We start from the raw sequence: 13778 nt of genomic DNA on the forward strand, positions 1-13778 counted from the left end.
ATGCTTTCCGAGTCCCAGCGGGAACTGCTGGAGCGTCGCCTGCGCGGGCAGGCCCCGCCCTCGCGCGCGCCCGCCCGGCGCCCGGACGGCCCGGTGCCGCCGTCGTTCGCGCAGCGCCGGTTGTGGTTCCTGGACCAGTTGGAACCCGGGTCGGTCGAGTACAACGTGCCGCTCGCGGTGCGGCTGTCCGGCGACCTGGACGAGCCCGCCCTGCGTGCCGCGCTCGACGCGCTGGTCGAGCGGCACGAGGCCCTGCGCACCCGCCTGGTCGAGGTCGACGGCGTCGCCCGCCAGCTGATCGACCCGCCCGGCCCGTTCGCCCTGGAACGCGCCGACCTGACCGGACGTCCGGACGCGCTCGCCGAGGCCGAGCGGATCGTCCGCGCGGACGCGACCGCGCCGTTCGACCTCGCGGCCGGGCCGCTGATCCGGGGGACGCTGGTCGTCCTCGGACCGGACGACCACGTGCTCAGCATGTGCCTGCACCACGTGGTCTGCGACGAGTGGTCGCTCGGCGTCCTGAACCGGGAGCTGGGCGTCCTGTACGAGGCGTACCGGCGCGGCGGGCCGTCGCCGCTCGAGCCGCTGCCCGCGCAGTACGCCGACTTCGCGTTCTGGCAGCGCGACTGGCTGGAGAGCGGGACGGCGGCGGCCGAGCTGGCGTACTGGCGGGACCGGCTGGCCGGGGCGCCGGTGCTGGAACTGCCCGCCGACCGGCCGCGTCCGCCCGTCCGGTCGGCGGCGGGCGGGGTCGTGCCGTTCACCGTCCCGGACGCGACCGCCGCCGCGCTGCGGGAGGTCGCGCGGCGGACGAACACCACGCCGTTCATCACCCTGTTCACGGCGTTCGCGGTCCTGCTCGGCCGGTACGCGGGCCAGGACGACGTGGTCGTCGGCACCCCGGTCGCCAACCGGGGCCGCGCCGAGACCGAGGGCCTGATCGGGCTGTTCCTCAACACGCTCGTCCTGCGCGCCGACCTGTCCGGCGACCCGACGTTCGCCGAGCTCGCCGCGCGCGTCCGCCGGGTCGCGCTGGACGCCTACGACCACCAGGACGTCCCGTTCGAGCAGGTCGTGGATGCGCTGCTGCCCGAACGCGACCGCTCCCGGACGCCGCTGTTCCAGGTCCTGTTCGACTTCGGCGCGGAGGGCGGCGGCGGGGACGGGGACATCGCGTTCGGCGGCCTGACCGCCGCCGGGTTCGGCGTCGAGCAGACCACGGTCAAGTTCGACCTCACGCTCGGCCTCGCCGAGACCGGCGGCGGCTGGCTGGAAGGGGCCTTCGAGTACAGCGCGGACCTGTACGACCGGACGACCGTCGAGCGGATGACCGGCCACCTGCTGCGCCTGCTCGACGCGGTCGCCGCGGGCCCGGATCGTCCGCTCTCGCGCCTGTCGATCCTCGCGCCGGACGAGCGGCACGCGCTCGTCGACGGCTGGAACGACACGGCGATGCCGATGCCGTCCGAGCGCGGCGTTCACGAGGTCGTGGCGGCACGCGCCGCGAGCGTCCCCGAGGCCGTCGCGGTCATCCACGGCGAACAGTCGCTTACCTATGCTGAGCTGGACGAACGCGCCACCCGCCTCGCCGCGCACCTGCGCGGATCGGGTGTGACGCGGGAGACCGTCGTGGGCGTCTGCCTGGACCGGGGCCTCGACCTGGTCGTCACCCTGCTGGCCGTCTGGAAGGCGGGCGGCGCGTTCCTCCCGCTCGATCCCGAGTATCCGCACGACCGGCTCGTCTCGATGCTCGCCGACAGCGGCGCCTCCGTGTTGGTCGGGCATCGGCGCGTGGCCGGTCACCTGGAGGCGGGGACGCGGGTGTGGTTGGACGACGCGTCCACCGCGCGGCGGATCGACGCCGGGCCCGCCGACGCCGAGTTCCCCGCGACCGAGCCCGCCCAGGCCGCGTACGTCATTTACACCTCGGGTTCGACGGGCCGTCCGAAGGGCGTCGTCGTCGCGCACCGGAACCTGGTGAACTTCCTGGCCACGATGGCCGACAGACCGGGCCTGAGCAGCCAGGACACGCTGCTGGCCGTCACCACGCTCGGCTTCGACATCGCCGGGCTGGAGCTGTTCCTGCCGCTCTGGACGGGCGGACGCGTGGCCATCGCCGACCGGGACACCGTCCGCTCGCCCGCCGCGCTCGCCGCGGAGATCGAGCGGACGTCCGCGACCGTCATGCAGGCGACCCCGGCCACGTGGCGGATGCTCGTGGACGACGGCTGGCCCGGCTCGTCCGGGCTGCGCGCGCTGTGCGGCGGAGAGGCGCTGCCGCCCGACCTCGCCGCGTCGCTCGCGTCCCGGACGGCGGGCCTATGGAACGTGTACGGCCCGACCGAGACCACGATCTGGTCGGCCCGCGCCGAGATCGCGCCCGGCGGCGACGCCACCCCCGGCGAGCCTCTCGACGTCACCCCCGGCAAGCCGCTCGACGTCACCCTCGGCGAGCCGCTCGGCAACACCCGCCTGTACGTCCTGGACGAGCGGCTCGAACCCGTCCCGGTCGGCGTCGCGGGCGAGCTGTTCATCGGCGGCGAAGGCGTGGCGCGCGGCTACCACGCCCGTCCGGACCTCACCGCCGGGCGCTTCGTCGCCGACCCGTTCGCGGACGGGGACGGCTCCCGCCTCTACCGCACCGGCGACCGCGTCCGGCGGCGTCCGGACGGCGGGCTCGACTACCTCGGACGCGCCGACCACCAGGTGAAGGTGCGCGGCTTCCGGATCGAGCCCGGCGAGGTCGAGGCGGCGCTGCGCGCGCACCCGGCCGTCGGCGCGGCCGTCGTCGTCGCGCACGGCGCGGACCAGGACCGGCGGCTCGTCGCCCATGTCGTCCCGGCCGACCCCGAGGGCGGCCTGCCCGGCCCCGCCGAGCTGCGCGAACACCTGCGCGGGACGCTGCCCGAGTACATGGTGCCCGCCGCGTTCGTGGAGCTGGCGGAGCTCCCGCGCACGCCGAACGGCAAACTCGACCGGTCCGCGCTGCCGGGCCCTGGGTCCGGATCCGGCCCCGGCGCGTCCGGGTCCTTCCGGCCGCCGCGCACGCCGACCGAGGAGGTCATCGCCGGGATCTGGGCGGACGTGCTCGGCGCGGAACGGGTCGGCGTCGCCGACGACTTCTTCGCGCTCGGCGGGCACTCGCTCGTCGCGATCCAGGTGATCTCGCGGCTGCGCCGGGCGTTCGACCGGGAGCTGCCGCTCGCCGCGCTGTTCGACCACCCGACCGTCGGCGCGCTCGCCGCGCTGGTCGACGCCGCCGCCCCCGGCGCGCCCGCTCCGCCGATCGTCCCGGTCGGCCGGGACCGTCCGCTGCCGCCGTCGTTCGCGCAGCAGAGGCTCTGGTTCCTGGACCGGCTCGAGCCGGGATCGGCCGAGTACAACATCCCGATCGCGCTGCGGCTGCGCGGCCCCCTCGACGTGGGCGCCCTCCGCGCCGCCCTGGACGCCATCGTCGAGCGGCACGAGGTGCTCCGCACGCGGCTGGTCGCCGTCGACGGGCAGGCGTTCCAGGTCGTCGACCCGCCGGCCGGGTTCGCGCTGGCCTCGGCGGACCTGTCTGGCGAGCCGGATCCGGCCGGGCGCGCCCGCGAGCTGGCCGCCGCCGAGGCCGCCACGCCGGTCGACCTGGAGCGCGGTCCGCTCGTCCGGGGCAGGCTGCTCCGGCTCGGCGACGACGACCACGCGCTGCTCCTGGTGCTCCACCACGTCGTGTCGGACGACTGGTCGGCGGACGTGTTCTCGCGTGAGCTGGCCGTCCTGTACGCGGCGTTCCGGGACGGCGAACCGTCGCCGCTGCCGCCGCTCCCGGTGCAGTACGCCGACTTCGCCGTGTGGCAGCGGCGCTGGCTGAGCAGCGAGGTCCTGGAGGACCAGATCGGCTACTGGCGGGACCGGCTGGCCGGGGCGCCCGTCCTGGACGTGCCGACCGACCGTCCGCGCCCGGCCGTGCGGTCCGCCGCGGGCGGCCAGGTCGGGCTGGACCTCCCGGACGAGGTCGCCGCGGGTCTGCGGGGCGTGGCCCGCGACGCCGGGGCCACGATGTTCATGCTGCTCCTGGGCGGGCTGGCGGCGCTCCTCGGCCGGTACGCGGGCGAGGACGACGTCGTCCTCGGCACCCCGGTCGCGAACCGGAACCGGGCCGAGACCGAGGACCTCGTCGGGTTCTTCTCCAACACCCTCGCGCTGCGGGTGGACCTGTCCGGCGACCCGACGTTCGCCGAGGTCCTCGCGCGCGTGCGGCGGGACGCCCTGGCCGCCTACGCGCACGAGGACCTGCCGTTCGAGCAGCTGGTGGACGCGCTCGCCCCGCGCCGGGACCGGTCCCGGCAGCCGCTGTTCCAAGTGATGATCACGCACGGCCGGGGCACGGTCAGCGACCTGGCCTTCGCCGGGCTGGACGCCGAGGGCCTGGACCTGCCCGTCGCGTCCGCGAAGTTCGACCTGACCTTCGCCTTCACCGAGAACGACGCCGGGCTGCGGCTCGACCTCGGCTACGCCGCCGACCTGTTCGACCAGGCCACCGCCGAGCGGATGGCCCGCCACCTGGCCGGGCTGCTGGCCGAGGTCGCCGGACGCCCGGACCGGCGGCTGTCGGCGCTGCCGCTGCTCGACGCGGACGAGCACCGGCGGATCGTCCGCGACTGGAACGACACCGGCGCGCCGGAACCGGCCGAGAGCGTCCCGGAGCTGCTCGCCGTCCACCGCTCCACCGCGCCCGCCGTCACCTGCGGCGACGAGACCCTGAGCTACGCCGAGCTGCTGGACGGCGCGGACCGCCTCGCCCGCCGCCTCCGCGCCGCCGGGGTCGGCCCGGACACCGTCGTCGCCCTCCACCTCGAACGCGGCACGGGCATGGTCACCGCGATGCTCGCCGTGCTCGCGGCGGGCGGCGCGTACCTGCCGCTCGACCCCGCCTACCCGGCGGAACGCCTCGCGTTCATGATCGAGGACAGCCGCGCGGGGCTCCTCCTCGGCGCGGCCGTGCCGGGCGTCACCGGCGTCCGCCGCCTCGACCCGGACGGTCCCGCCGACACCCCGCCCGCCGAACCGCCACCCGCCGAGTGGGGCGTCCGGCATCCGGAGCAGGCCGCGTACATCATCTACACGTCGGGGTCGACGGGTCGTCCGAAGGGCGTGACGGTCTCGCGCCGCTCGATGGCGAACATGGTCGTGTCGCAGCGCGCCGACCTCGGCATCACCGCGGACGACGTGTGCCTGCAGATGGCGTCGTTCAGCTTCGACGTCGCCGAGAGCGAGGTCTTCGCGTCGCTGGCGGCCGGGGCGCACCTGGTCATCGCGGACGGCCCGACCCGCCGGTCCGCGCCCGACCTGCAACGGCTGATGCGGGACCGGGCGATCACGGTCGCGCAGATGCTGCCCACCGCCATGCGGGGCCTGGACCCGGACGACCTGCCGGACCTCCGCCTCATCGTCTCCGGCGGTGAGCCCTGCTCGTCGGAGATGGCCCGCGCCTGGGCGCGCGGACGCCGCTTCATCAACGCCTACGGCCCGACCGAGGCGACGGTGTACGCGGTCCTCGACACCGACCCCGACCTGACCGGACGGCTCCCGATCGGCCGCCCGGTCGCCAACGCCCGCGCGTACGCGCTCGACCGGAACCTCAACCCGGTCCCGGTCGGCGTGCCCGGTGAGCTGTTCCTCGGCGGCGCGGGAGTCGCGCGCGGGTACGCCCACCGGCCCGACCTCACCGCCGAGCGCTTCGTCCCCGACCCGTTCGACGCGTCCGGCGGACGGCTCTACCGCACCGGTGACCTGGTCGTCCTGCGTCCGGACGGACGGCTGGTGTACCTCGGACGCGTCGACCGGCAGGTCAAGATCCGCGGGTTCCGGGTCGAGCCGGGCGAGATCGAACGGGCCCTGGCCGCGCATCCGCGCGTCGCGTCCGCGGTGGTCGTGGTCCGCGACGACGGCGGGCGGAGCCGCCTGGTCGGCTACCTGGTGCCCGCCGACCCGGCCGAAGGCGTGCCCGGCACCGGTGAGCTGCGCGGACTCCTCGGGGCGACGCTTCCCGAGCACATGATCCCGGCGGCGTTCGTCGCCCTCGACGCGTTCCCGGTGACGCCCAACGGCAAGATCGACCAGGCCGCGCTGCCCGCCCCGGACGGCGCCCGCCCCGATCTCGGCGGCCGGTACGCCGAGCCCCGCACCGACGTCGAGCGGGTGCTCGCGGAGGCGTGGGCCGAGGTCCTCGGCCTCGACCGCGTCGGCGTGGACGACAACTTCTTCGAACTCGGCGGCGACTCGATCGTCAGCATCCAGGCCGTCGCGCGCGCACGGACCGGCGGCGTGCACACCACCCCGGCGCAGATGTTCGAGCACCAGACCGTCGCGGGGCTCGCCGCGGTCGCGTCCCGCGTGTCCGCCGCGGACGCCGAGCAGGGCCCGGTCGTCGGCGCGTTCCCCCTGTCGCCCGTCCAGCGCTGGTTCCTGGGCCGCGACCTGCCCGAGCCGTCGCACTTCAACCAGTCCATCGCCGTCGAGATCGACGGCCCGCTCGACGTCGCCGCGCTCCGCACCGCCCTGCGCGCCGTCGTCGCGCAGCACGACGCGCTGCGCTCCCGGTACGTCCGGTACGGCGACGAATGGACGGCCCGGAACGCCGCCCCCGCCGCCGACGACGACCTGCTCTGGACCGTCCCGGACGCCGATCTGGAGGCGAGGGCGGACGAGGCGCAGGCGAGCCTCGACATCGAGCGCGGGCCGCTCCTGCGGGGCGTCCTGTTCGGCTCGCGGGTGCTGCTGCTGGTCGTCCACCACCTGGCCGTGGACGTCGTGTCCTGGCGGATCCTGCTCGAGGACCTCGCCACCGCCTACGACCAGGCCGCGCGCGGCGAGGCCGTCCGGCTGCCCGCGAAGACGACCTCGTTCCGCCGCTGGTCGGAACGGCTGGCCGAGCTCGCCGCCACCGACGAGACCGCCGCCGAGGCCGGGCACTGGGACGCGGTCGAGAGCGCCGTCCGCCCGCTGCCCCGCGACCACGACGGCCCGAACACCGTCGCCTCGGCCCGGGCCGTCCACGTGACCCTGGACGAGGAGCAGACCAGGCGGCTCCTGCGGGACGTCCCGGCCGCGTACCGGACGCGCGTCGACGACGTCCTGCTCACCGCCCTCGGCGCGGCCCTGACGGAGTGGACCGGCCACGACACCGCCGTCGTCGACCTGGAGACCCACGGACGCGAGGACCTCGGCCCGGAGATCGACGTGTCCCGGACGGTCGGCTGGTTCACCTCCTTCGCGCCCGTCGCGCTCGTCGCGTCCCACGGCGACCTCGGCGCGGCGCTGCGCCGGACGAAGGAGGACCTGCGGGCCGTGCCCCGGCGCGGCCTCGGCCACGGCCTGCTGCGGTTCCTGCGTCCGGGGGAGGAGCGTCCGCCCGCCGCCGAGATCAGCTTCAACTACATGGGCCGCCTCGACGGCGGCGGCGAGGGCACGGCCGGAGGCGGCGGGACGTTCCGCCCGCTGGACGGCGGCCTGGGCCGGGAGCGGGCGGCCTCCGGCGTCCGCAGCCACCTCATCGAGATCAACGGGCAGATCGGCGACGGACGCCTCACCTTCGCCTGGACCTACTCCGGCGAGGTCCACGACGAGGCGACCGTGACCGCGCTGGCCCGCCGCCACCTGGACGCCCTGTCCGCGCTGGTCGACCACTGCTGCGACCCGTCCTCGGGCGGCTTCACAGCGTCCGACTTCCCGCTCGCGGGCCTGGAGCGGGCGGCGCTCGACGGCCTGTACGGCCGCTTCCGCCGGAACGTCGAGGACGTCTACCCGCTGACCGCCCTGCAGCAGGGCATGCTGCTCCACTCGGCGATGGCGCCCGGTTCCGGCGTGTACTGGATCCAGAACGGGCTGCTCCTGGACGGCGACGTCGACCTCGACGCCTACCGCCGGGCCTGGGAGCTGGTCGTCGCCCGGTACGCCGTGCTGCGCAGCGCCGTGGTCTGGCAGGGCCTTCCGGCGCCGCTCGCCGTCGTGTCCCGCACGGTGCCGCTCCCCTGGGAGGAACTCGACTGGACGGCCCTGGACGAGGACGCCCAGGAGGCCGCGCTCGACGACCTCCTGGCCGCCGACCGGGCGCGCGGCGCCGACTTCGACGCGCCGACCCTCGCCCGCCTCACCCTCGTCAGGCTCGCCGACCGCCGCCACCAGGTGCTGTGGAGTTACCACCACCTGCTCCTGGACGGCTGGAGCGTCCCGATCGTCCTCGGCGACGTGGTCGACGCCTACCACGCGCTGCGGGCGGGGGAAAGGCCGCCGCACGTCGCGCACCGGCCGTTCCGCGAGCACGTCGCGTGGGTCGCCGGGCAGGACCTCGGCGAGGCCGAGGAGCACTGGCGCGACCGGCTGCGCGGCATCGAGGAGCCGACCGTCCTGGGCGTCGAGACCGCCACCGGCGACACCGGGCACGACGTCCACCGGTCCTGGCTCGACGCGGACGCGACCGCCGAACTGGCCGCGCTCGTCCGGCGGCACCGGCTCACGCTGAACACCGTCGTCCAGGGCGCGTGGGCGGCCGTGCTGGCCGCGCACGCGGACACCGACGACGTGCTGTTCGGTGTCACGACGTCCGGGCGCGGCGACCGGCCCGGTGTCGAGACCATGGTCGGGCTGCTGATCAACACGACCCCGGCGCGGGTCCGCCTGGAGCCGGACCGGCCGGTGGCGAGCTGGCTGCGGCGCCTCCAGCGCGAGCAGGCCGAGGCGCGCAGGTTCGAGCACACCCCGCTCGTCCAGGCGCAGGTGTGGAGCGACGTGCCCGCCGGGCGGCCGCTGTTCGAGTACCTGCTGCTGTTCGAGAACTACCCGGACGAGCGGCTGGAGGAGGGCCGGGCACGAGCGGCCGGCGACGGGCTGGCGCTGGACGAGAACCTCTCCCGCGAGCAGCCGAGCTACCCCCTCACGGTCGTCGCCGGGCCCGGCCCGGAGCTGTCGGTCGCGCTGTACTACGACCGTTCGCGGTTCGCCCCGGACACGGTCGGGCGGCTGGCGGCCCGCCTGCTGGCCGTCCTGGAGGCGATCGCCGCCGATCCTGGACGGCCCGTCGCCGACCTCCCGGCGGGCACGGCCGAGGAGCGGCGGCTGCTCGGCGAGTGGAACGCCACGTCCGCGCCGATCCCGGACGTCGGGAGCGTCCACGAGCTGGTCGCGGCACGCGCCTCCGAACGTCCGGACGCCGTCGCCGTGGCCTACGGCGCGAACGAGCTGACGTACGCGGATCTCGACCGGTCGGCGAACCGCCTCGCGCACCACCTGCGCGACCACGGCGTCGGCCCCGAGACCGTCGTCGGGCTCTGCCTCGAACGCGGCCCCGACATGATCGTCGCGATGCTCGCCGTGCTGCGCGCGGGCGGCGCGTACCTGCCCCTCGACCCCGGCTACCCGGCCGACCGGCTCGCCTTCATGTGCGACGACGGACGCGCCGCCGTCATCGTCGGCACAACCGCGACGACCGGCTGGTTCGCCGACACGGCGACGTCCGGGACGCCCGCCGACGGCGGAGGCACCGCGCCGTCCGGTTCGTCCGCTGATGCCGGACGTCCCGTCGTCCTGCTGGACGATCCGGACACGGTCGCCGGGATCGCGGCGCGACCGGGCACCGTCCTCGGTGTCCCGGCCCACCCGGACGGCCTCGCGTACGTGATGTACACCTCCGGCTCGACGGGACGTCCGAAGGGGATCGGCGTCCGGAACCGGGACGTCGTCGCGCTGGTCACCGCGCACGACCACAGCGTGATCGGCCCGGACGACGTGGTGGCGCAGGCGTCCACCACCTCGTTCGACGCCGCCACCTTCGAGGTCTGGGGCGCGCTCGCCAACGGCGCGCTGCTCGCCGGGATCGACCGCGAGACGCTGCTCCGGCCGCGCGACCTCGGGGCGGAGATCGAGCGGCGCGGGATCACCGTGGTGTTCCTGACCACCGCGCTGTTCCACCGGCTCGCGGCCGAGGCCCCGCACAGCGTCCGGGGCGTCCGGCACCTGCTGGCGGGCGGTGAGGTCACCGACCCGGCCAGCGTGCGGCGGATCCTGACCCTGGGCCGTCCCGGGCGGATGGTGAGCGTGTACGGCCCGACCGAGACCACGACGTTCGCCACCAGCCACGCGATGCCGAAGCTGACCGGCGGCATCGTCCCGATCGGGCGTCCGCTGCGGAACATGCGCGCGCACGTGCTGGACCGGCGGCTGCGGCCCGTCCCGGTCGGCGCGGCCGGGGAGCTGTACCTCGGCGGCGCGGGCGTCGCGCGCGGGTACGTCGGACGGCCCGACCTGACCGCCGAGCGGTTCGTCGCCGACCCGGTCGCCGCCGACGGCTCCCGCCTCTACCGCACCGGCGACCGCGCCCGCTGGACGGCCGCGGGTGAACTGGAGTTCCTCGGACGCGTCGACTTCCAGGTGAAGGTCCGCGGGTTCCGCGTCGAACCCGGCGAGATCGAGACCGCGCTGATCGCGCACGCCGGGATCGCCGCCGCCGTGGTCGTCGCGCGCGCGGACGAGGAGCGGGCCGGGGGAGACCGGCGTCTGGTCGCCTACCTCGTGCCCGCCGACCCCGCCGAGGGCGTCCCGGCGGCCGGTGAGCTGCGGACCTACCTGCGGGGCTTCCTGCCCGACCACATGGTCCCGGCGGCGTTCGTGGAGCTCACCGCGCTGCCGCTGACCGCGAACGGCAAGGTCGACCGGGCTGCGCTGCCCGCGCCGGACGCGGCCCGTCCGGAGGTCGCCGGGTTCGCCGCGCCCGAGACGGCCTCCGAGACGGCCGTGACGGGGATCTGGGCGCAGGTGCTCGGCCTGGACCGGGTCGGCGCCGACGACGACTTCTTCGCCCTCGGCGGGCACTCGCTGCTGGTCACCCGGGTCGTCTCGCGCGTCCGGGAGGCGTTCGGCGTCGAGCTGACGCTCGCGGCCGTGTTCGACCACCCCACTCCGCGCGCCCTGTCCGGCGTGATCGACCAGGCCGGTCACGCGAGCGACGCGGAGTCCGGCGGGGTCGTCCCGCCGATCGTGCCCGTGGGCCGGGACCGTCCGCTGCCGCTGTCGTACGCCCAGCAAAGGCTCTGGTTCCTGGAGCAGCTCGAGCCGGGGTCGCCGGAGTACAACGTCCCGATGGCGCTGCGGTTCGTCGGGCCGCTCGACCCCGCCGCCCTGCGCGCCGCGCTCGGCGAGATCATCACCCGCCACGAGGTGCTGCGCACCCGGCTCGTCGCGGACGCGGCAGGCGTCGCGCACCAGGTCGTGGAGCCGCCCGCCCCGGCCGTCCTCCCGGTGGTCGACCTCGCCGGACGCGACGACCCGGCGGCCGAGGGGGTCCGCTGGGTCGAGGACGACGCCGCCGTCCCGTTCGACCTGTCCGCCGAGCCGCCGATCCGCGCGACGCTGCTGCGGCTCGGGCCGTCCGACCACATCCTCGCGCTCTGCATGCACCACGTCGTCGCGGACGAGTGGTCCACCGGCGTGCTGCGCGGCGAGCTGGAGGCCCTGTACGGGGCGTTCCGGAGGGGCGAGCCGTCGCCGCTGCCGCCGCTGCCCGTCCAGTACGCCGACTTCGCGGTGTGGCAGCGGCGGTGGCTGACCGGCGCCGTCCTCGACCGGCAGCTCGGCTACTGGCGCGACCGGCTCGCCGGGGCGCCGGTGCTGGAGCTGCCGACCGACCGTCCGCGCCCGGCCGTCCGGACGCACGGCGGCGACATGGTCGAGTTCGACCTGCCGGACGACGTCGCCGCCGGGATCCGCGCGGTCGGCCTGGACACCGGGGCCACGGTGTTCATGACGCTGCTCGCCGCGTTCACCGTCGTCCTCGGCCGGTACGCGGACGCCGAGGACGTCGTCGTCGGCACGCCCATCGCCGACCGAGGCCGCGCCGAGACCGAGGACCTCATCGGGTTCTTCGTCAACACGCTGGTGCTGCGCACCGACCTGTCCGGCGACCCGGCGTTCCGGGATCTGGTCGGACGCGTCCGCGAACGCGCCCTCGCCGCCTACGCCAACCAGGACGTCCCGTTCGAGCAGCTCGTGGACGAGCTCCAGCCCGAACGCGACCGCTCCCGGCACCCGCTGTTCCAGGTGATGTTCGGCGTCGACCGCATCAGCGGGACGCCGCCCGCGCTGGACGGCGTCCGGATCGAGCCCGTGCCGTTCGGCGCGTCGGTCGCGCGGTTCGACCTGACCCTGCGGTTCGGCGACGCGGGCGACGGGCTCGGCGGGCACCTGGAGTACAGCACCGACCTGTTCGACCGCGCCACGGCCGAGCGGATCGTCGGGCACGTCCAGGCCGTCGTCGCCGCCGTGGCCGCCGACCCCGGGCTGCCGCTCTCCCGCATCCCGCTCGTCCCGGCGGACGAGCGCGCGGAGCTGGCCGAATGGGCCGGGACACGGCCCGGGAAACCGGAGCCGGCGGGCGTCCACGACCTGGTCGCCGCGCAGGCCGCCGCCCGCCCGGACGCGCTGGCCCTGGCCTCGGGCGACACCGAGCTCACCTACGCCGAGCTTGACGAGCGCGCCGGCCGTCTCGCCGGACACCTCCGCGCCCTCGGCGTCGGCCCCGAGACCGTCGTCGGCCTGTGCCTGCCGCGCGGCGTCGACATGGTGACCGCGATGCTCGCGGTCTGGCGCGCGGGCGGCGCGTACCTGCCGCTCGATCCCGCCTACCCGGCCGAACGGCTCGCGTTCATGCTCGCCGACGGCCGAGCGTCCGTGCTGGTCGGGCACTCCGACGTCCTGGACGAGCTGCCCGCGGGCCGCGCCAGGACGGTCGAGCTGGACGACCCCGCCACGTCCGCGCTGATCGCCGCGACCCCGCCCGCCGAGCCGGAGGGGCCGGTGCATCCCGGACGGCTCGCCTACGTGATCTACACCTCCGGCTCGACCGGACGGCCTAAGGGCGTGCAGGTCACGCACGGCGGCGCGGTCAGCCTCGCGCACGCGCAGCGGCGCGAGTTCGGCCTCACCCCGGACGACGCGGTGCTCCAGTTCGCGCCCTTCGGGTTCGACGCGGCCGTCTGGGAGACGCTCCTCGCGCTGACCTCGGGCGCGGCGCTGGTCGTCGCCACGGCGGAGGAGCGCGCGGAGCCCGGACGGCTTGCCGGGCTGGTCCAGCGGCGGGCGGTGACGATGGCCACCCTCCCTCCGTCGTTGCTCCCGGCGCTGGACCCCGGCGCCCTGACCGGCCTCACCACGCTCGTCACCGCCGGGGAGGCGCTGCCCCGGGACGCCGCCGACCGCTGGGCCACGGGCCGACGTCTCGTCAACGCCTACGGCCCGACCGAGACGACGGTCTGCGCCACGGCCGGGCAGGTCACGCCCGGCGAGGGCGGCGCGCCGCCGATCGGGACGCCCATCGCCAACAGCCGCGTGCACGTCCTGGATTCGTCCCTCGACCTCACCCCGGTCGGCGTCCCCGGCGAGCTGTACGTCGGCGGCACGGGCGTGGCGCGCGGCTACGGCGGTCGCCCCGACCTGACGGCCGAACGGTTCGTCGCCGACCCGTTCGCGGCCGACGGCTCGCGCCTGTACCGGACGGGCGACCGCGTCCGATGGCGGGCCGACGGCCGCCTGGAGTTCCTCGGGCGCGTCGACGACCAGGTCAAGGTGCGCGGCTTCCGGATCGAGCCCGGCGAGGTCGAGGCGGCGCTCACCGCCCGTCCGGAGGTCGCGGCGGCGGCGGTCGTGGCACGCGACGACGACGGCACCGGCGCCCGCCTGGTCGCCTACCTCGTCCCGGCCGACCGCGCGGAGGGCCTGCCCGCCGCGGGCGAGCTCCGGGACGC

General features: G+C 75.9%; 1 protein-coding gene (cut by a window edge). It reads left to right on the plus strand.

What is annotated here, in order from left to right; genetic code table 11:
* A protein-coding gene (locus tag P696_RS42540) for a non-ribosomal peptide synthase/polyketide synthase (protein WP_034482711.1) crosses the window boundary here: on the plus strand, nucleotides 1-13778 show its 5' portion. 14602 nt of this gene lie beyond the right edge of the window; only the first 13778 of its 28380 coding nucleotides appear in the window; its start codon is at nucleotides 1-3; its stop codon lies beyond the right edge, outside the window.

The sequence above is a fragment of the Actinomadura oligospora ATCC 43269 genome, from assembly GCF_000518265.1.
Taxonomy (GTDB): domain Bacteria; phylum Actinomycetota; class Actinomycetes; order Streptosporangiales; family Streptosporangiaceae; genus Spirillospora; species Spirillospora oligospora.